Origin of the sequence: Arthrobacter sp. S41, from assembly GCF_004320535.1 — a bacterium.
In the GTDB taxonomy this organism is placed as follows: domain Bacteria; phylum Actinomycetota; class Actinomycetes; order Actinomycetales; family Micrococcaceae; genus Glutamicibacter.
Genome location: NZ_SIHY01000001.1, coordinates 616156 through 635885, shown reverse-complemented (window position 1 = coordinate 635885; position 19730 = coordinate 616156). Strand labels below are relative to the sequence as shown.

Here is a 19730-nt window from a genome sequence, read left to right as displayed (position 1 = left end):
GAAGGAGCTCGATGGCACGCGCCCAAGCAAACCCCGGAATCTCATGGCGAGATATCACGCCGCAACCGCTAATCTTACTTACCGGTTCCGAAGATTACCTCGCTGCGCGCGCCTTTGAATTGCTCCGCTCCCAAGCTGCACAGCGAGAGGATATTCAAGTCACTCGGCTCGACGCAGCAAAGTACGAGCCAGGCGAACTGCTACTGGCTACCAGCTCCTCGCTGTTCTCCAGCGCCAACTTGGTCGAAGTTCATGAACTGGCTCAGATGAACGAGTACTTCCTCAAGGATGCAACCAACTATCTTAAAGATCAGGCTCCAGAGAACGTACTGATCCTGCATTATTCAGGTGGCACACGCGGTAAGAAGCTCATCGATGCCATCAAGGCAGCAGGCGCGTTGATTGTGAACTGTCAGCCGGTTAAAAAAGACGCCGAGAAAATTGAGTTCGTCCAGTCAGAGTTCAAGGCAGCGAAGCGCAGAATCACCAATGATGCGGTTAAGGCCTTGGTCTCTGCGGTTGGTAACTCATTGGCAGAGCTTGGATCGAGCTGTTCTCAGCTGATTCAGGATACGACTGGCACCATTGACCAGGACATCGTGGATCGTTACTACGGCGGTCGTGTGGAAGCGACGGCGTTTAAAGTCGCCGATGCTGCGATCTCCGGTAATGCTCAAGCCGCACTGCGCACTCTGCGCCATTCGCTGGGCACGGGAACGGATCCGATCCCCATTGTGGCGACGCTGGCGATGAAGGTTCGCCAGCTGGCCAAAGTGCTCGGCGTGAATGAGCCTGCTGCGACCTTGGCCTCTGAGCTAGGTATGGCTCCTTGGCAGGTTCAACAGGCACAACAGCAAGCTCGTGGTTGGAAACGTAGCGATCTTGCCCTGTGCATTGAAGAAATCGCCAACACTGATCGAATGGTCAAGGGTGGAAGTCGCTCGCCGGGTTACGCGTTGGAACACGCCATTATGTTCATCGCAGGCAAAGCACCCAACCGCTAAAACGTAGAACTACCTATCTAACTTTCGCTTCATCTCTTGAGGCGCTCCCGGTAGGTTTGATGACTTTTCTGCGCCCGGTAGCGGACGTTAGGGGAGCGGTAGCTAAACAAGACAGGTTAAAAAGACTGGCCCCTCGAAACTCGGAAGTTTCGAGGGGCCAGCTGAAGTCTAAGCGTGGCTTAGAGGGCGCTAACCTTCTTGGCAATTGCCGACTTGCGGTTTGCAGCGTTGTTCTTGTGCAGAACACCCTTGCTAACAGCCTTGTCGAGCTTCTTGCCAGCCAGGCGCAATGCCTCGGTTGCCTTTTCCTTGTCACCGGAGACTACTGCCTCGTTGACGTTACGGATTACGGTCTTTACTTCCGAGCGGACAGCTACGTTACGCAGACGTGCCTTCTCGTTGGTAAGGATGCGCTTCTTCTGGGACTTGATGTTTGCCACTTTAATAAACTCTCTCGTTTATCGCGAAATACGGTCGGTAGAGGGTTCATCCTTCAGGCCATCGACTGAGCGGTGTGGGGCACCTATGGCGACCCGAAGGGGGCGTGTCGCCCAACCTGCGCGACACACAAGGATTAACTTTACCAGAAGTACAGCTTCACAACGAGTACTTAGCCACGTTCGTTTAGGGCGTTCACCACAATGGTGAATCGTTCCTTGTCCAAGATTGCGCCTTCGCGACGAATCGACTGATCCTTCAAACGAATGATGCGATCAAGCTTCACTTCACTTGGGCGCTGTTCACGATCCCAATCGCCGGTTCCGATGTCGAGGTAGTCAGGGTCCTGTCGGCCCGAGTTGTTCCTGTCTTTGCTGGTGAGCATCAGGCCTAAGAGCCATCCGCCATCGCGTCCGACGATCAGCACTGGGCGATCCTTACCTTGCGAGTAGTCCTCTTCATAAGGAACCCAACCCCACACGATCTCGCCTGGATCGGCGTTGCCGTCCATCGATGGCTGGTACTCGTAATTGATTGTGCCTCGGTAGTCACCGGGGTAACTGCCGGCAATTGCCGCGCCACCATTTTGGTTGCGTGGCGTTGTGGTGGTGTGGTTGCTGCGTGAGCCGGAATTCGAGTTGCTATTGCTTCCTGAGGTACGTGCGCGAGTCCTATTGATCTGCTTGATCACGCGCATTACAAGACGGAGTATTTTCTCTGGATTCAGTGCCATGAACGACAAACTACCAGCTGTGGAACGTCGAAATACGTGATGACTCGGAAATCATGACAGAATGGAAGCTAATCCAACTACGTCTTTTAGTCAGCTAGTGAGGTCTGTTTAGGTGTCTCCATTGGCCCGCGCCGCTCAGGTGCCTGCCGCGACCGATCCGTCGCTTATCCGCAACTTCTGCATCATCGCCCATATCGATCACGGTAAGTCGACCTTGGCCGACCGTATGTTGCAGTTGACCGGCGTTGTCTCGGCCCGCGACATGAAGGCCCAATATCTGGATCGTATGGATATTGAGCGCGAGCGCGGCATCACCATCAAGTCCCAGGCTGTTCGCATGCCATGGGAGTCCGAAGATGGGACCGCTTACGCGCTGAACATGATCGACACTCCAGGGCACGTTGACTTCACTTATGAAGTTTCGCGCTCCTTGGCTGCCTGCGAAGGTGCCATCCTGCTTGTTGACGCAGCTCAGGGTATCGAAGCCCAGACGCTGGCGAACTTGTACCTGGCCATCGAAGGCGACTTGGCGATCATTCCGGTGCTCAACAAGATCGATCTACCTAACGCGCAGCCTGAAAAGTACGCTGCCGAACTGGCCAACCTCATTGGTTGCGAGCCAGAGGACGTACTGAAGGTTTCTGGCAAGACCGGCGAAGGTGTCGAGGCATTGCTTGACGAAGTGATCAAGCAGCTTCCACCTCCTGTGGGCGATGCAAATGCTCCAGCTCGTGCCATGATTTTCGATTCCGTTTATGACACCTATCGTGGCGTGGTTACTTACGTCAGAGTGGTTGATGGCAACCTTTCTCCTCGCGAGAAAATCCAGATGATGTCCACCGGCACCACCCACGAGCTGTTGGAGATTGGTGTTTCTTCACCAAATCCCGAGCCAACCAAGGGTCTGGGCGTTGGTGAAGTAGGTTATCTGATCACCGGCGTGAAGGACGTTCGCTTGTCCAAGGTTGGCGATACCGTCACCAACTTCCACAAGCCGGCCGCGACTTCCCTCGGCGGTTATGACGAAGCCAAGCCAATGGTTTTCTCGGGCCTGTACCCAATGGACGGTACCGATTACCCGGTACTGCGCGACGCACTAGATAAGTTGCAGCTCAACGATGCTGCGCTGACCTACGAGCCAGAGACCTCCGTCGCGCTGGGCTTCGGCTTCCGCGTCGGCTTCTTGGGCCTGCTGCACTTGGAAATCACCCGCCAGCGACTTGAAAATGAATTCAATCTGGACCTGATCTCCACCGCACCCAACGTGGTGTACGAGGTCATGGGCGATGACAAGCAGCTGATCACCGTGACCAACCCTTCGGAATTCCCTGATGGAAAGATCTTGGAAGTCCGTGAGCCGATGGTCGCAGCGACTATTTTGGCACCCAGCGAGTTTATTGGTTCAGTTATGGAACTGTGCCAGTCTCGCCGTGGCACCATGCGCGGTATGGACTACCTTTCTGAAGACCGCGTTGAAATGCGCTACCACCTGCCCCTGGCAGAAATCGTGTTCGACTTCTTCGACCAGCTCAAGTCCAAGACCCGTGGCTACGCGTCACTGGACTGGAAGGCTGACGGAGAGCAGGTCGCCGATCTGGTGAAGGTCGATATCTTGTTGCAGGGCGATCAGGTGGATGCATTCTCCGCTATTACGCACCGCGACAAGGCCTACGCGTACGGCACCATGATGACTTCAAAACTGCGTGAGCTCATTCCTCGCCAGCAGTTCGAAGTACCGATCCAGGCCGCAATCGGTTCGCGCATTATTGCCCGTGAGAGCATCCGCGCTATTCGTAAGGACGTTCTGGCCAAGTGCTACGGCGGCGACATCAGCCGTAAGCGCAAGCTGCTCGAAAAGCAGAAGGAAGGCAAGAAGCGTATGAAGATGGTTGGCCGTGTGGAAGTTCCACAGGAAGCCTTCATCGCCGCTTTGTCCACCGACGAACCGAAAAAGAAGTAAATGCCTTCAGTTTTACCTGACGGCGATCCGGCTCCGGCCGATGGTCTGCTCCCCGCCTCATGTGCTCATGGGGCGCAGGAGCGGACCATGTCCTTTTACGTGCACATTCCGTTTTGCACGGTTCGTTGCGGATACTGCGACTTTAATACCTATACCGCCACCGAACTCGGTTCTGGCTCTAGCCAAGCAACCTACGCTGCGACCGTGGGCAAAGAAATCAGTTTTGCTCGTGAAGTGATGGACCGTTCCGGCCAGCCTCACCGCGAGATCGAAACGGTATTTTTTGGCGGCGGCACACCAACCTTGTTGCCAGCGAGCGATTTGGTTTCGGTACTCGCACAGATCCGCAACGATTTTGGTCTGAAGCCGGGCGCAGAAGTCACCACCGAAGCTAACCCAGACTCGGTGACGCGTGAAAGCCTGCAGGAGCTTGCCGACGGCGGCTTCACCCGCGTGTCCTTCGGCATGCAGTCCGCAGTTCCTCATGTACTCAAGGTCCTTGAACGCACCCACGACCCAAAGCGTGTGCCTCAAGCTGTTGCTTGGGCTCGTGAAGCCGGTCTAGATGTGAGTGTTGATCTGATCTATGGAACTCCGGGGGAGTCCTTGGAGGATTGGCGCACCAGCATCGAGGCAGCACTGAGCTACGAGCCAGATCATATTTCGGCTTATGCGCTGATCATCGAAGAAGGAACCAAACTTGCGGCGCAGATTCGTCGCGGGCAAGTACCTAATATTGACGACGATGACCACGCAGAGAAGTACCAAATGGCCGATGACATGTTCGCGGCCGCCGGTTTCTCTTGGTACGAGGTCAGTAACTGGGCTAAAACGCCAGCCAATGCATGCCAGCACAACATCGCCTATTGGACGGGCGGTGACTGGTGGGGAGCAGGCCCTGGCGCTCACTCCCATGTTGGCGGTCTGCGTTGGTGGAACGTGAAGCATCCTGCGGCCTATCAGCAGCGCATGGATGCAGGGATCTCTCCAGGCCACGGTCGAGAGTACCCTGATGCCGATGCAGTTCAGCTAGAACGCACCATGCTGCTGACGCGCCTGAGTTCCGGTATGCAGATCAGCGATCTAGATGAAGTTGGCCGCAAAAAGATTGCTGGCTTGATCGCGGACTCACTGATCGATCCTAAGGCTGCCTTTGGCGGAACTTTGGTGTTAACGCAAAGAGGCCGGCTATTAGCCGACCTCGCAGTGCGCGAACTTCTCGATTTCTAAATCTGCAAAGTTCTACTTCATCAAGCGCAAGTTGTACTTGTAACGGTAAGGGTTGCCCTTGTTGGCTTGGATTCCCGCAAGGGCACCCGAAACCGTCATGAATACCCAAAGCGCTACGGCCAGTACAGAGAAGACCCAGCCAACAATCGGCACGATGGTCAGCACGTTTAACACGATAGCCAGAACGGTCAGCGGCAAGGTGAAGTTGAATGCTTCCTTGGATTCCTGAGCGGTAAACGCACCACGATCCCGGAACACAGCGAAGATAATAGCAGCCGGGATGCAGCCAAGAACTGCGCCGAAGTGAGCCATCGTTGACCACAGACGATCCTCAGTGGGAGTCAATGGCTGCGCAGAAGTTTGAGAGCCCTCAAAGCGGGAGTCATCCGAAGACTGCGTCTGGCGTGAAGTCACTATTATTCCTTGCTGTGGGGTTGTTGGTCATACCAATCATAGCCGGGTCTGCGCCGCAGGCTGGGAGTTTACGACGTGCTAATCCAACTATTAGTTATTTGTAAGGTAACCGTAATCTTCGGTGGTGAGGAAATCGATTAGTTCTTCAATCCTGCCCAACAGTTGAGGCTCTAGCTGCCCATAGTGTGAAACCGTCGACAAGATCCGCTGCCAACCAATGCCGATGTCCTCGGCAGTTTCGTGAGGCCAGCCGAAGGCCTTGAGGATACCGGTCTTCCAATCGGTACCCTTCGGGATCACCGGCCACGCTTTGATCCCCAACGTGGCGGGTTTGATCGCTTGCCACACATCGATGTAGGGGTGGCCGAGAATCAAAACGTTATTTGCTGCGCCGGGAACTTTTAACGCTTCCGCCACAATGTGGGACTCTTTGGAACCGGCCACGAGGTGATCCACGAGGATACCAAGGCGACGTTCGGGGGATGGGGCGAAGTCACGGATCGCACCGGCTAGATCGTCCACACCATGCAGAGGCTCAACAACGATGCCTTCAACACGTAAGTCGTGGCCCCAAACCTTTTCAACCAGTTCCGCATCGTGTTTACCTTCAACCCAAATCCGACTGGCACGAGCCGCTCTTGCCTTGAGCCCGGACACGGCTCGGGAGCCAGAAGCGGAAACCAGGTTTTTAGGTGCGGGCACTTTTGCTACCGGGTCAATCATCTCCACGGGTTCGCCCTCAAGGAAAAAGCCAAACCCTGCTTGGAATGAGCGAGACTTGCCGTGGCGGTCCTCCAAAACAATGATTCGCATGCCACCAGATTTTTCGGTGCGTATGACTTCACCCACCCAGCCGGAAGAGACATCTTCGAGAATCATGCCCAGTTCAATGGGGACCTGGCGGAGTTTTTTGGGTGCTGGTGCACTCAGATCTTGCGGTCCCCAGGAGTAATTTGCCACGTACGGCCTTTCGCTGTGATCGAATACGCTCAAAAACCAATGCTAGCAACCGTTGAACGTATTAGACTTGGCACTTGACAGGTTAGAGTGCCAAACCCTTCACATGGGGATTGTTAGGAGGTGCTGTGGTGAGTGAGCTAAGGCGTTTGGATGTTCTGCGAGCAATCGTAGAAGACTACGTCCAATCCCGGGAGCCAGTTGGCTCCAAGGCGCTGCTCGACCGGCACAACCTCGGCGTCAGCGCAGCGACCATCAGAAATGACATGGCGTTGCTGGAAGAGGAGGGGCTGATTGCTGCCCCGCATACCTCTTCGGGACGCATCCCCACCGAAAAGGGCTACCGGCGTTTTGTGGACGAGATCGGCGAACTTAAACCGCTCTCTCGGGCTGAACGCGATGCGATCAACAAGATCCTCGATAGTTCCAATGACCTCGACGAGATGCTCAAGAGCACCGTTCGGTTATTGGCCCGGTTAACTAACCAGGTCGCGATGATCCAGGTGCCGCACTACGACATGGCTTCGCTGAAAAATCTTGAACTAGTTGCCTTGGGCAGTGCTCAGGTATTGATGGTCATGATCGCGTCCAATGGGACCGTGGATCAGCGAATGCTGGCTGTGTCGCGAGTGTACTCGGAGACTGAACTGGCCGATTTGAAGCTGTGGTTATTGAACAGCTTCGAGGGTGTGCAACTGGCAGAGTTGCGTGGAAAACTAACCCGTGCAGGGCTTAGCGCCCAGCAACAGTCGGATCCATTGGTGGACAGCGTTTTGCTTGCGTTGGAGGAAATGGCTCAAGCTGCCAATACTCAACGCATCATCATGTCGGGAACGGCAAATCTGGCCCGAGTGGAAGGCGACTTCCCGCTGAGCATCACCCCAGTGCTTGAAGCGCTGGAGGAACAAGTAGTGTTACTTAAATTGTTCTCTGAGCTAGAAGCCGATTCTCGTGGTCTGGCCGTAGCCATCGGCACCGAACACCACTATGGTCAGCTCTCTGAGGCCGCGGTTATTGCTACTACTTATGGTTCGGACGTGCGCAACAAGCTTGGAGTGCTCGGCCCAACCAGAATGAACTATCCGACCTCGATGGCCTCGGTGCGGGCTGTAGCCCGTTACCTGTCGAAGATTTTGGCGAACTAACAACGCTGGTATCACACCCAGCATTTTTTGAATTTTGCATTTTTAGGAAAGGACACGGCGAACAACGTGAGCTCGCATTACGAGACCTTGGGCGTTGCCAAGGACGCGACCCCGCAGGAAATCAAGAGTGCCTACCGCAAGCTGGCACGTAAGCTACACCCGGACGTGAACCCAAGCGCGGATGCCTCCGAGCAGTTTAAAGCTGTTACGCACGCCTACGAGGTCCTTTCTGACCAGACCAAGCGTTCGAACTACGATTCGACCGGAGATGAAAACGGTAATGGCCACCCAGGCTTTGGTGGTGGCGGCGGACAGGGCTTCGGCGGATTCGGCGACATCTTTGAACAGTTCTTCGGTGGCGGACAGGCCCAAGGCCCAGCATCGCGCACCCAGCCAGGCCGAGACGCACTGATCACCATCACCATCGATCTGGAAGATGCGGTCAAGGGCACCGTGTACCCATTGGAGATGGAAACCGCGGTCACCTGCAAGACCTGCAACGGCTCTTGCACCCGCGAGGGAACCAGCCCGGTCACCTGCGACATCTGCCATGGTGCCGGTCAGGTTCAGCGCCCAGTGCGTTCCTTCCTGGGCCAAATGATGACGGTGGAAACCTGTGCTGCTTGCCGCGGCTTCGGTACCACCATCCCGGACCCTTGCTTGGAGTGCAACGGCGAAGGTCGCGTTCGCGAACACGTTTCGAAGTCGCTGAACGTTCCTGCCGGCGTGGATTCGGGAACTCGTATCCAGCTGCGTGGACAGGGTGAAGCTGGCCCGGGCGGTGGCCCGAACGGCAACCTGTTTGTTGAGATCGATGTACGACGCCACAAGATCTTCGAGCGAGCACAGAGTGATCTTCACGCCAAGATCACCATGCCAATGACCGCGGCAGCACTCGGTTCAGAACTGAAGCTGGAAACCTTTGATGGCGAACAGCCGATCAATGTTGACTCCGGTGCACAAGACGGCGACACCATCACCCTTCCAGGTCTTGGTGTTCCTCGTCTACGCGGTGGCAAGCGCGGCGATATCATCGTCCACCTGCAGGTAGAAACGCCAACCAAGCTTGACGCTGCCCAGCGCGACTTGCTCGAACAGCTGGCAAAGCTGCGCGGTGAGGAAATGAGCGCAGGACGTGTTGAGCACTCCGGCGGCATGTTCTCGCGTCTGCGTGACAAGCTGAACCAGCGCTAAAGATGAGCAACCACAGCTTTGTCATCGACGCTGATCTGGCACAAAACGCGGTGCCCGGTGACACTTTGGAACTCACCGGACCCGAAGCCCACCATGCGGTGACCGTCAAGAGGGTCACCGCCGGTGAACAGCTGGACCTGCTTGACGGGCGCGGTCTGCGCTTAAGCGTAGAAGTCCAGACCACGGGTAAAGATTTCCTCAGCGCTACGGTAGTCAGCAGATCTCAAGAGGCCACCAGCGATCACCCGGTGACCCTGGTGCAGGCTCTGTCCAAGGGGGATCGTGACTTGCAGGCCGTTGAATCGGCCGTGGAGCTTGGTGTGCTGGCGGTTCGCCCGTGGCAAGCTGATCGATCCATCGTGCGGTGGAATGCGGCAAAGGCCGAGAAGGCCTTAGCTAAGTGGCAAGCCCAGGTCCGTTCGGCACAGAAGCAATCACGGCGCGCCTTCGAGCCTGAGGTCTTGTCGCTGGTTAGCTCTAAGGAGCTGGCTAAGAATATCGCTGTTGAAACCAGCGCTGGTGCTCTCGTGTTGGTTTTGCACGAACAGGCGGAGCAGTCGGTAGCAGTTCATGTGTCCAAGTGGCAGGAAACTGCGCAGCCAGGCCAAAAGGTGCTGATGATTGTCGGGCCAGAAGGTGGCATCTCGGACACCGAGTTGCAGGCCTTCGTGAAAGCTGGGGCCCACGCGGCTTTGCTGGGGCAGCACGTACTTCGTGCCTCCACAGCTGGGCCGGCAGCGTTGGTGCTTATTCGGCATTTACTCGGCGAAATCTAGGTCAAAAAAATTATCGCGAGTACCAACAGGTACTCGCGATATTTTTTTGCTAGGTCAAGTTATTTCAAGCCAAAGATGGTTCGGTCCTACTTGACGGTGAATTCGCTGGACACTTCGCCAACTTTGTCGTCCGAACCGGATTCCATGCCCCAGAAATTGAGTTTGTAAGAGCCAGCCGAAAGCCGTTCAACAATACTAAATGACCCATCCTTTTGGATCTTTCCGGCGATGACCTGCTTTTGCGCAGTGATCACGGTGAGCTTTGAGTCGGCGTCCTTTTTCTGAAGCGAATAGAACGTACCGATATCAAACTTTGTGGTGCGACCGTTGATCGTGACCTTTTCGTCTTCCAGACTGGTGCCGAACTGTGGGTCGATCACCCAGATTGGTGCCATGAATTTGGCATTGCGTTCATAAACGTCTTTGAGGCGATGTCCACCAAAAACGTTGGCGTTCGGCTTGCCATCAACAAGGATTTTCACCGTCGCCGGTGTTTCTCCTACGAGGAGTCCGGAGCTGGCCGCGGCCGCCGTTGCGGTAAAGACCAACTGCTGGATGGAGCGTTCAGACAAACCCTCGTCCAGGTGGGCGTTGAAGACCTTCGCCGGCAAATCTAAGGTGATGACATTGGTATTGCTGATCGATACACCGACCTCATCTGAGGGCTTCATCAGGGTGTATCGGTGGGGACCAGCGGGATCGGCCGAGAGCAAGGTCCAGATCGCATCACCGATCGGCTCGTTATGCCGAGTGTCATCCATGTACTCGCGGTACAAGAACACGCCGGACTTTGTATTTTCTAACCAGTAGACCGGTAAACGAGTCAGTACGTCCATCTGTTCACTGGCGTCGGTAGATACCGGCAGATTCAGTGAGTCCGAGCTCGCACTGGCAGGCATCTCAAAAGAACTCTCACGATTCGCCAGACCGCAACCAGCGGCGACGACGAGAGCTGCAGTGATTCCAAGAATGCCGATCCGGCGTGGAATCTTCTGCGTGAACTTTGACTGCACTACGTACCAATCCAGAAGAGAATATTGTCTATGGGGCACCAAAACATTTTGGAGCCGCTGTCATAGCTTGCCATAAGATTTGTCCAAAACGACCCAAAAAGTACCCTCCCTACTAATCCGTAACCAAATCTATATCTTCGCGACCTGCTCCGAATAGATTCATTCAAGGGTACTTTCAGGTCTCACACTTACGCTGAGACCTGAATTTTCACCCGAATTCTTGATGACTGGATAGAATGGTACCAAGGACAAAGTAGCACCACCGCCAAGCTCACAAAAGGGGCAGCAAGCACTGCATGCAGGTTGAACAGAATAAGACGCAAGCGGAAATCGATTCCGCATCGCTGACCATCAGTTTTGAAACAGCTGAACTCATGATCGCCACTTTGGGACCAAATGATGAGCTCTTGCGAATTCTCTCTGGTGCTTATCCTCAGGTTGGTTTCCGCCCCAATGGCCAGACTCTGGTTCTGGTTGGTGATCCTCAGCAAGTCCGCAAAGCTCAACGAGTAACAGAAGAAGCTCGTTCGCTGGCTACGCGTGGCTCACGTATGAGCGCCGAAACCATTGAGCAGATCATCAAGATGCTCGGCGCTGGCAATCCCGATGCACCTACCGATGTGTTAGGCCTAAAGATTCTTTCCGGACGCGGCCGAGCCATTCGACCAAAAACGGTCAATCAGAAAAGCTATGTCGATGCCATTGAAGACTCGACCATCACCTTTGGTATTGGTCCAGCCGGTACCGGCAAGACCTTCCTCGCCATGGCTATGGCAGTAGCTGCGCTGCAGGACAAGCAGGTAAGCCGCATCATCCTGACTCGTCCAGCCGTTGAGGCAGGGGAGAAGCTAGGCTTCTTGCCCGGTTCATTAACCGACAAGATCGACCCTTATCTTCGCCCGCTCTACGACGCGTTGCACGACATGGTGAATCCTGAAACGATTCCACAACTGTTGGAGGCGGGAACCATTGAGGTAGCTCCCTTGGCCTACATGCGTGGACGCACCTTGAACGACGCCTTCGTAATCCTCGACGAAGCGCAGAACACGACCAGCGAACAAATGAAGATGTTCCTCACCCGTCTGGGCTTCGGCTCCAAGATGGTAGTGACCGGAGACATCACCCAGGTAGATCTGCCTGGTAACACAGTCTCCGGTCTGCGCATGGCCAGCGAAGTACTTGAAGGCATCGGCGACATCAGCATGTGCCGTCTGGATGCATCAGATGTTGTCCGCCATCGCTTGATCGCAGACATTGTTTCTGCCTACGACAGTTGGGATGACACCCGACGCAAAGACCACAACCGAGGACGGCGCAGCAAATGAGCATTGAAGTAAATAACGAAACTGAGTACGACGTTGACCTGCAAGACGTATCCAACTTGGCGGACTCGGTGCTCAAGTCAATGTTCCTGCATCCTGAGACCGAAGTATCTGTCGTTTTTATCGACGAAGATGCCATGAGTGCTCTGCACGTGGAATGGATGGACCTTGAAGGTCCCACCGACGTGATGAGCTTCCCGATGGACGAGCTACGTCCAGGCACCGCGAAGGCACCGGGGGAGAACGGCATCCTCGGCGATATCGTCATCTGCCCTACCGTGGCCCAAGCGCAGGCTGAAGCCGGCGGGCACAGCACGCACGATGAGATCTTGCTGCTTACCACCCATGGTCTGTTGCACTTGATGGGCTTCGATCACATGGAGCCAGAAGAAAAAGAAGAGATGTTCACCTTGCAACGCAATTTGCTCGAGGCCTACACGGGACGCCCTGCACCGAAGGAAACGGTGGAATAACCCCGTGGAGATACTTTTGCTGATTCTCGCCCTGGTTTTTATGGCAAGCTCTGCCGTGCTGACCGCCGCGGATTCAGCCTTCTACGCATTATCTCGGCACGCAGCTGAACGGCTACGTTCCGAATCAAATTCCAAGGCCCTCTCGGCGATCTTGGATGACACCGAAACACACGCGCAAGCCATCAAGTTCTGGCGCATCTGGTTTGAAACAGCCTCAGCAGTTGCCGTGGCGTTGCTCGTTGCCCAATGGATCGACAGCGTCTGGCTCATCGGATTGCTTTCAACCATTGTTATGGCTGCGCTCGGGTTTGTGCTGGTCAGCGTTTCACCTCGACGCTACGGACGCTCTAACGCTCAAGGCGTGGTGCAAAATACCGCGCCGTTGGTGCGCTTGCTACGTATTGCTCTCGGCCCGGTAACCAACTGGCTGGCTTCAATCGCCAAAGCGCTAAGCCCCGGCGGTACCGATGAAGCAGGCTACCTTGGCAAAGAACGATTGCGGGACCTCGTGGATCGTGCCTCCGAAGGCGAAGACCTTGATGAGGAATCAGCCGAGCTGATTTCTTCGGTCATCGACCTGGAAGAAACCAGCGTGCGCTCGGTGATGGTCCCACGTACCGACATGGTGGTGTTCACCTCAGAACAGTCCTTGCATAGCGCGATCGACCTGTTCATCGCTTCGGGTTACTCACGCATTCCATTGATTGGTGAAGATACCGACGACATCCTGGGCATCATCTACCTCAAGGACCTGATCCGCGAGATCCACGGACTGCAACAAGCCCAAACGCTGAGCGATCTAGCCCGCAAGGTGCGGTTTGTTCCGGAGTCAAAATCGGCCGCTGAGCTACTTCAAGAACTTCAGCAAGAATCAATCCATCTTGCCGTGGTCATTGACGAGTACGGTGGAACGGCCGGACTGGTCACGCTCGAGGATCTGCTGGAAGAAATCGTCGGCGAGATCGACGACGAGTATGATCGATCGAGGGCCGAACTGATCGAAAACCCAGATGGGTCGTTGTTTGCTGTAGCTACCGCATCCATCGATGACATCGCCGATCACTTCGAAATGCACATTGACGAGGAAGACGTCGACACGGTCGGCGGTCTATTGTCCAAGGCGCTAGAATCGGTGCCGGTACTCGGCTCCACCGCCGATGTGCACGGTCTGCGGTTGACCGTAGTTGCCCTCGCCGGGCGACGAAACCGCATTGGCAAAATCCATGTAGAGCGTCTGGAGACGGACGCATCCGACCATAATGAGAACAACGAGGATTCCGCACATGAGCGAAAACCATAACCTGCTTTCCACCAGTGGGTGGCCCGAGAACTACCGTTCGGGCTTCACCTCCTTTGTGGGACGACCTAACGCCGGAAAATCGACGCTGACCAACGCGTTGGTTGGCCAGAAGGTTGCCATCACCTCGGCAAAACCACAGACCACTCGACACACCATTCGTGGCATTGTGCACCGCGAAGATGCCCAGTTGATCTTGGTTGATACCCCGGGCCTGCACCGTCCACGCACCCTGCTCGGGCAGCGCCTGAACGATCTGGTAGCAGATACCCTTTCCGAGGTTGACGCGATTGGCTTCTGCATCCCAGCCAACGAAAAAATTGGCCCCGGTGACCGTTACATCGCCACCCAGCTCGCGCAGTTGCAGCGCAAACCCATCGTCGCCCTGGTCACCAAGGCTGACTTGGTAGACCGCGAACAATTGGCGCAGCAACTTATTGCCGTAGCCGAAATGGGAACCCAAAACTTTGGGGAGAACGGCTTCTCGGCCATCGTCCCGGTCTCGGCAGTGAAGGAATTCCAGGTTCAGGAAGTCGCTGACGTACTTGTTGAGCAGCTGCCAAAGGGCCCACCACTGTACCCAGACGGCGAGCTGACCGATGAGCCTGAGGCCAAGATGGTCGCCGAACTGATCCGTGAGGCAGCACTCGAGGGCGTTCGTGACGAACTTCCACACTCGTTGGCAGTTGTTGTTGAGGAAATGATCCCTCGTGAAGGGCGTCCCGAGAACAACCCGCTGATCGATATTCACGTGTCTTTGTTTGTTGAGCGATCCAGCCAGAAGGCCATCGTTATTGGCCGTGGTGGCTCGCGTCTGCGCGAGGTTGGCTCCAACGCGCGCAAGGGCATCGAAAAGCTGCTTGGCACCAAGGTTTACCTCGACTTGCACGTCAAGGTGGCCAAGGACTGGCAGCGCGATCCTAAGCAGTTGGGACGTTTGGGCTTCTAGGCATAGCTAGAAATCTTCATCCTTACTCTCATCCCTGTCGGTCTTTGGACCGGCAGGGATGAAGTCTTTAAGCCCGGCAACCGGAGGCATCTTGTCCACAATGTGACACAAGTCCGACATAAGTTTGAACCCTGCCGAACGCTCGGTGTTATGCTCAAATCGTGCATTTCGAGCTTCTACTTCTACTGTGCCGCTGCGAGGATCCAAAGGACCGTTAGTGGTCTACAGGCCGACCCCTCGTCGCGGAGTAGCTCTTGTCTGGCCCCACAAACTAAGCACTATTTTTGTCTAGGGGACACACCGAAATGCAGAACATGCAGAAATCTTCGAACATGCCAATCCACAAGTATGTTCCTTTCCAGGACCAGATCGAAGTAAACCTTCCCGATCGCACCTGGCCCGATAAGTACATCATCAAGGCCCCGCGCTGGTGCGCCGTTGACTTACGTGATGGAAACCAAGCGCTGATCGACCCGATGAGTCCTGAGCGCAAGCACAAAATGTTCGACCTGCTCGTCCAGATGGGCTACAAGGAAATCGAGGTCGGCTTCCCGTCCGCCTCGCAGACCGACTTTGACTTTGTGCGTCAGCTGATCGAACGCGGCATCCCTGATGATGTCACCATCCAGGTTTTGACCCAGTCACGCGAGCACCTGATCGAGCGCACCTATGAAGCGCTGGAAGGCGCCAAGCAGGCCATCGTTCACCTGTACAACTCCACCTCGATCCTGCAGCGCGAAGTAGTCTTCCGTCAGGACGAGGACGGCATCGTGGACATCGCAGTTCAGGGCGCGCGTCTGTGCAAGAAGTACGAAGAGCAGCTGACCGGCACCAAGATCACCTACGAGTACTCGCCTGAGTCCTACACCGGTACCGAGCTGGCTTTTGCAAAGCGCATCTCCGAGGCGGTGGCCGAGGTACTGGAGGCCACTCCAGAAAACAAGATGATCCTGAACTTGCCAGCCACCGTGGAAATGGCCACCCCTAATGTGTATGCCGACTCCATTGAGTGGATGCACCGCAACCTGGCTAACCGCGATTCGATCATTCTTTCACTGCACCCACACAACGACCGTGGCACCGGTGTTGCCGCAGCTGAACTGGGCTACCTGGCCGGCGCAGACCGCATCGAAGGCTGCCTGTTTGGTAACGGTGAGCGCACCGGCAACGTGGACCTGGTGACCCTGGGCATGAACATGTTCGGTCAGGGTGTTGACCCAGAAATCGACTTCTCCGACATGGACCACATCCGTCGCACTGTTGAATACTGCAACCAGCTGCCAGTTCCAGAACGCAGCCCTTACGGTGGCGACCTGGTCTTCACCGCTTTCTCTGGATCACATCAGGATGCGATCAAGAAGGGTCTGGAGTCCATGGAAGCCAAGGCAAATGCCGCGGGCAAGGACATCAACGACTTGGTTTGGGCTGTACCGTACCTGCCGATCGACCCGAAGGACATTGGTCGTTCCTACGAAGCTGTGATTCGTGTGAACTCGCAGTCCGGTAAGGGTGGCGTCGCCTACCTGCTGAAGAACGACTACAACTTGGATCTGCCACGTCGTGCGCAGATCGAGTTCTCTGGTGTCATCCAGCGCACCACCGATACCGAAGGTGGCGAAATCTCCTCGGAGCGCATCTGGAACGTCTTCCAAGATGAGTACCTGCCAGTATCCAAGGATTCAGATTTGGATCCATGGGGCTACTACGAAATCGCTTCAGTCATTGCAACCTCGGCTGAAGACGGCAGCTTCCAGCTGGATACCAAGCTGGTTATCGACGGTGTAGCTCACGAGCGTAGTGCTCAGGGCAACGGTCCACTGTCCGCCCTGGTCAAGCTGCTCAACGAAGACGGCGTGGATCTGCGCGTCTTGGACTACACCGAGCACGCACTGAGTGAAGGTGGCAATGCTAGCGCAGCAGCCTTTGTTGAATGTGCTGTGGGAGATCGCATCCTGTGGGGCATTGGTATGGACACCAACACCAACATTGCTGCCCTGAAGGCAGTGGTTTCGGCAGTGAACCGCGCAATCCGCGACGCCGCCTAGCCACAAGCCTCTTCAGCGCACGGCTGGCACGAAGTCAAAAAACTTCGTGCCCGCCGTGCGCTGTTTTGATTGCCTGCGACACTCGCTCCCTTGCTGATTGCGCAGTTTGATCTGGGTAGTGGGAGAATATTCTTCGTGTCCAGATCAGGTTTTGCCTCTAAGAGCTACCACACTCGTGGTTTGGTCTTACGTACCCACAAACTGGGTGAAGCGGACCGAATTATCACCCTGCTCACGCCCAAAGGGATCGTGCGAGCAGTTGCCAAAGGCGTGCGCCGTACTTCCTCGCGACTCGGCGCAACACTCGAGCCTTTTATGGAGGTCGAGGCGCTGCTGGTGATGGGCAGAAACCTAGATATCGTTTCTCAGGCCCAGCTTCAAAACTCCTATGGGCACCTGCTGGTGGCTGACTATCCAAGTTATACGGTAGCTAATGCGATGGCCGAGATCGCTGAAAAACTTCTTGAGGCCGAAAGCGATAATATCGCCCAACAGTACCGGCTGTTCCATGGTGCCATTGCGTTGCTCTCCAAACAGCGGGTGGATTCTGGAGCAGTGCTCGATTCCTACATTTTGCGGGCGCTTTCAATTGCAGGTTGGGCACCGTCGTTCACCAATTGTGTCCGTTGTGGCAAGCCCGGGCCGCATGAAGCGGTACATGTGCAGCTAGGCGGGGTCGTTTGTACCGACTGCCGCCCGGCTGGTTCATTGTCCCCACATCCGGTGACCATCCAATACCTGCAAGCTCTGCTGACCGGCGATTGGGACACCGTTGCCCAAGCCGGACCTCGCGCACGCAAGCAGGCCGCGGACATCGTGGCAAACTATTTACAGTGGCACCTTGAGCGCGCAGTAACTTCCCTACGTCTCGTGGAGAGAAATTGAAAAAACTTCCCAAGATTACCGGCCGACCAGGCCCCGTCGCACCCTATGCACACCCTGCGAACCCGGTCATGCCAACGGTTCCACGTGAGCTGATTCCTGAACACGTTGCCATCGTGATGGACGGTAACGGACGTTGGGCCAATGAACGTGGACTGCCTCGTACCGAGGGACACCGCGCTGGCGAAGCTGCCCTGCTGGACGTTATTGCTGGTGCCGTGGAAATGGGCATCAAGTACGTTTCTGTCTACGCTTTCTCCACCGAAAACTGGAAGCGTAGTCCCGAAGAGGTGCGCTTCCTCATGGGCTTCTCCCGCGATGTGCTTCGTCGCCAACGCGACACCCTGAATTCGTGGGGCGTACGAATCCGTTGGTCCGGTCGCGAACCTAGACTGTGGAAATCAGTGATCAATGAACTGCGCGTTGCCGAGCAAGCGACCGAAGCAAACCTAGGTTGCCAGCTGACCATGTGCGTGAACTACGGCGGACGCGCCGAAATCGGCGACGCGATGAGCGAAATCGCCAAGGATGTTGCTGACGGAAAGCTTCGTGCCAGCGCTGTCAGCGAAAAGACTATCGCCAAGTACCTGTATGCCCCTGAATTACCTGACGTGGACTTGTTCCTACGCACCAGCGGAGAGCAGCGAACCAGTAACTTCTTGCTGTGGCAATCCGCGTACGCCGAGATGGTGTTCCTGGATCAGCTCTGGCCTGATGTTGATCGCCGCACCCTCTTTACCGCGGTAGAGCAATACGCCCAACGCGATCGTCGTTATGGCGGCGCAGTGGACAAGCCTCAGAGCTAGGTTTTATGCCCGAGCGGTACCAACCATTCGAAGCCACAGACCAAGGTCTTGGTAGGCACAAGCTCGTGCAGGCTCGGCCGAGGTAAAGACGTCGTGCATGGCACCGGGAACTTCACATAGGGTGACAAAGCTACCTAGCTTTGCCGCCCGGAGTCTTGTCTGTTGAACATCGAGTACTGAATCGGAATGTTGCATCTCGGGGGAGTAACTAGTGCCGATGCGCGTCCGGTCCGATGTCATGACCAAGATGGGCAGCTTTAGCCCCAGCCCCTTGGCGACCATGGCGTGGCCTTCAAATATGGTCTTGAGCCATCCGGCCGTATTGGGAAAAGCGAGCCGAGGTCGCCATAGCCGGTGAACGTCCCATTGCCCTTGCGCCTGGGTGCTCAGCGACTGCCAGTAGTGATCAAATTCTGGGCCCATCAGTTTTCGACGTGGATTTGTTCTGGTGAGCGCTTCCATCAGCCCATGAATAGGAATGCGCAAAAAGGCGGTTCCCTGAAATTCGAGCCAGGGTGAATTCAGTACAAGTGCCTTGATCTTTGGATTGGTTCGAGCGATCCACAAACTCAGGATCAGGCCGCCGGTTGAGTGGCCCTGGGCTACCACCGGAAGGCCGTGATGCTCGGTACTCATTAGGTCTAGGGCCGCTTCGATGTCTTGGTCGAAGATCGAAAGATCATCCACGTACCCCGGCAGTTGATGTTCAGACCTCAGGCTGCGGCCGTGCCGTCGTAGGTCCAACGCGTAAAAGTGGTAACCATGAGCGTGCCAAAAAGTTGCCAGCTCTCGATTGTAAAAGTAGTCGCTCCACCCGTGGATGCTAAGCACAATGCCTTGGGCTTTCCTGCCGAGCTTATGTCGCCGCCCTGGCGGAACGTAGCGAACCAGAGTTGCAACAGCCGGACCTTCGTCATCAACACCAAAATCTAAAGTGAGCTGCTCAAAGTCTTCTCCCATAAGATCTGCGGTCCATTGGCCCGAAAGTGTTGAGGAAAGATAATCGGGCCACGATTCGCTCGAGGGACTCGTCGGCAACTTCATATCTTGAATACTACCCATCTCGAGTTGGCTGTTTGAGGTTCTTCACGG

General features: G+C 55.6%; 19 protein-coding genes. 13 read left to right on the top strand and 6 right to left on the bottom strand.

The genetic code is table 11. The features are described from left to right. Positions 1-11: 11 nt before the first annotated feature. Positions 12-1004, top strand: coding sequence for a DNA polymerase III subunit delta (holA, locus tag EYR88_RS02935; protein WP_131088237.1), 993 nt, complete (start codon positions 12-14; stop codon positions 1002-1004). Positions 1005-1183: 179 nt separating this feature from the next. Here holA and rpsT read toward each other — a convergent pair whose 3' ends face one another. Beyond that, complete coding sequence (gene rpsT, locus EYR88_RS02930) at positions 1184-1444, bottom strand: 30S ribosomal protein S20 (RefSeq protein ID WP_131088236.1); 261 nt, start codon at positions 1442-1444, stop codon at positions 1184-1186. A gap of 170 nt (positions 1445-1614) precedes the next feature. Then, complete coding sequence (locus tag EYR88_RS02925; RefSeq protein WP_131088235.1) at positions 1615-2175, bottom strand: type II toxin-antitoxin system PemK/MazF family toxin; 561 nt, start codon at positions 2173-2175, stop codon at positions 1615-1617. A 112-nt stretch (positions 2176-2287) separates the two neighbouring features. Here EYR88_RS02925 and lepA point away from each other — a divergent pair, with 112 nt between their 5' ends. Together lepA and hemW are read left to right on the top strand one after the other, a co-directional pair. Further along, positions 2288-4135, top strand: a complete 1848-nt coding sequence (gene lepA, locus EYR88_RS02920) for a translation elongation factor 4 (RefSeq protein ID WP_131088234.1) — start codon at positions 2288-2290, stop codon at positions 4133-4135. Then, entirely contained in the window at positions 4136-5365 is a 1230-nt protein-coding gene (gene hemW, locus EYR88_RS02915) for a radical SAM family heme chaperone HemW (RefSeq protein WP_131088233.1), read from the top strand. Positions 5366-5377: 12 nt separating this feature from the next. Here the strand turns inward: hemW and EYR88_RS02910 are convergent, their stop codons facing one another. Next, the gene (locus EYR88_RS02910; RefSeq protein ID WP_131088232.1) at positions 5378-5779 is read right to left on the bottom strand and encodes a DUF4870 domain-containing protein; all 402 of its coding nucleotides are present in this window, start codon (positions 5777-5779) and stop codon (positions 5378-5380) included. Between the two features lie 90 nt (positions 5780-5869). Further along, positions 5870-6739, bottom strand: coding sequence for a DUF3097 domain-containing protein (locus EYR88_RS02905; RefSeq protein ID WP_131088231.1), 870 nt, complete (start codon positions 6737-6739; stop codon positions 5870-5872). 128 nt (positions 6740-6867) lie between these two features. On the opposite strand from EYR88_RS02905, the gene hrcA reads away from it, so the two are divergent. The 3 genes from hrcA to EYR88_RS02890 all read left to right on the top strand — a co-directional run bounded on the left by hrcA (position 6868) and on the right by EYR88_RS02890 (position 9851). Beyond that, on the top strand, positions 6868-7881 hold the full coding sequence (gene hrcA, locus EYR88_RS02900; RefSeq protein ID WP_131088230.1) for a heat-inducible transcriptional repressor HrcA: 1014 nt from the start codon (positions 6868-6870) through the stop codon (positions 7879-7881). Between the two features lie 66 nt (positions 7882-7947). Then, entirely contained in the window at positions 7948-9075 is a 1128-nt protein-coding gene (gene dnaJ / locus EYR88_RS02895) for a molecular chaperone DnaJ (protein WP_131088229.1), read from the top strand. Positions 9076-9077: 2 nt separating this feature from the next. Beyond that, positions 9078-9851 (top strand): 16S rRNA (uracil(1498)-N(3))-methyltransferase, encoded by a 774-nt coding sequence (locus EYR88_RS02890; RefSeq protein ID WP_131088228.1) that lies wholly within the window; start codon positions 9078-9080, stop codon positions 9849-9851. A gap of 86 nt (positions 9852-9937) precedes the next feature. Here EYR88_RS02890 and EYR88_RS02885 read toward each other — a convergent pair whose 3' ends face one another. Next, complete coding sequence (locus tag EYR88_RS02885) at positions 9938-10903, bottom strand: GerMN domain-containing protein (RefSeq protein WP_131088227.1); 966 nt, start codon at positions 10901-10903, stop codon at positions 9938-9940. Positions 10904-11160: 257 nt separating this feature from the next. Here EYR88_RS02885 and EYR88_RS02880 point away from each other — a divergent pair, with 257 nt between their 5' ends. From EYR88_RS02880 to EYR88_RS02850, 7 genes are all read left to right on the top strand, one after another. After that, positions 11161-12189, top strand: coding sequence for a PhoH family protein (locus EYR88_RS02880; protein WP_131088226.1), 1029 nt, complete (start codon positions 11161-11163; stop codon positions 12187-12189). Further along, positions 12186-12659, top strand: a complete 474-nt coding sequence (ybeY, locus tag EYR88_RS02875) for an rRNA maturation RNase YbeY (protein ID WP_131088225.1) — start codon at positions 12186-12188, stop codon at positions 12657-12659. The genes EYR88_RS02880 and ybeY overlap by 4 nt, the downstream gene beginning before the upstream one ends. Positions 12660-12663: 4 nt before the next feature. After that, complete coding sequence (locus EYR88_RS02870) at positions 12664-13959, top strand: hemolysin family protein (RefSeq protein WP_131088224.1); 1296 nt, start codon at positions 12664-12666, stop codon at positions 13957-13959. Next, a complete protein-coding gene (gene era, locus EYR88_RS02865; RefSeq protein ID WP_131088223.1) occupies positions 13943-14905 on the top strand; it encodes a GTPase Era in 963 nt (320 codons plus the stop codon). The genes EYR88_RS02870 and era overlap by 17 nt, the downstream gene beginning before the upstream one ends. Positions 14906-15210: 305 nt before the next feature. Beyond that, entirely contained in the window at positions 15211-16950 is a 1740-nt protein-coding gene (gene leuA, locus EYR88_RS02860) for a 2-isopropylmalate synthase (RefSeq protein ID WP_131088222.1), read from the top strand. Between the two features lie 135 nt (positions 16951-17085). Then, entirely contained in the window at positions 17086-17835 is a 750-nt protein-coding gene (gene recO, locus EYR88_RS02855) for a DNA repair protein RecO (RefSeq protein WP_131088221.1), read from the top strand. Beyond that, positions 17832-18638, top strand: a complete 807-nt coding sequence (locus tag EYR88_RS02850; RefSeq protein WP_242632438.1) for an isoprenyl transferase — start codon at positions 17832-17834, stop codon at positions 18636-18638. The genes recO and EYR88_RS02850 overlap by 4 nt, the downstream gene beginning before the upstream one ends. Positions 18639-18641: 3 nt before the next feature. Here EYR88_RS02850 and EYR88_RS02845 read toward each other — a convergent pair whose 3' ends face one another. Further along, positions 18642-19682, bottom strand: coding sequence for an alpha/beta hydrolase (locus EYR88_RS02845; protein WP_165477264.1), 1041 nt, complete (start codon positions 19680-19682; stop codon positions 18642-18644). Between the last annotated feature and the right edge of the window lie 48 nt (positions 19683-19730).

What these genes read in the sequence shown, in the direction of transcription:
- holA (WP_131088237.1), top strand. Translation starts at nt 12, where the DNA reads ATGGCACGCGCCCAAGCAAACCCCGGAATCTCATGGCGAGATATCACG.
- EYR88_RS02925 (WP_131088235.1), bottom strand. Translation starts at nt 2,175, where the DNA reads ATGGCACTGAATCCAGAGAAAATACTCCGTCTTGTAATGCGCGTGATC.
- hemW (WP_131088233.1), top strand. Translation starts at nt 4,136, where the DNA reads ATGCCTTCAGTTTTACCTGACGGCGATCCGGCTCCGGCCGATGGTCTG.
- EYR88_RS02890 (WP_131088228.1), top strand. Translation starts at nt 9,078, where the DNA reads ATGAGCAACCACAGCTTTGTCATCGACGCTGATCTGGCACAAAACGCG.
- EYR88_RS02880 (WP_131088226.1), top strand. Translation starts at nt 11,161, where the DNA reads ATGCAGGTTGAACAGAATAAGACGCAAGCGGAAATCGATTCCGCATCG.
- ybeY (WP_131088225.1), top strand. Translation starts at nt 12,186, where the DNA reads ATGAGCATTGAAGTAAATAACGAAACTGAGTACGACGTTGACCTGCAA.
- era (WP_131088223.1), top strand. Translation starts at nt 13,943, where the DNA reads ATGAGCGAAAACCATAACCTGCTTTCCACCAGTGGGTGGCCCGAGAAC.
- leuA (WP_131088222.1), top strand. Translation starts at nt 15,211, where the DNA reads ATGCAGAACATGCAGAAATCTTCGAACATGCCAATCCACAAGTATGTT.
- EYR88_RS02845 (WP_165477264.1), bottom strand. Translation starts at nt 19,682, where the DNA reads ATGAAGTTGCCGACGAGTCCCTCGAGCGAATCGTGGCCCGATTATCTT.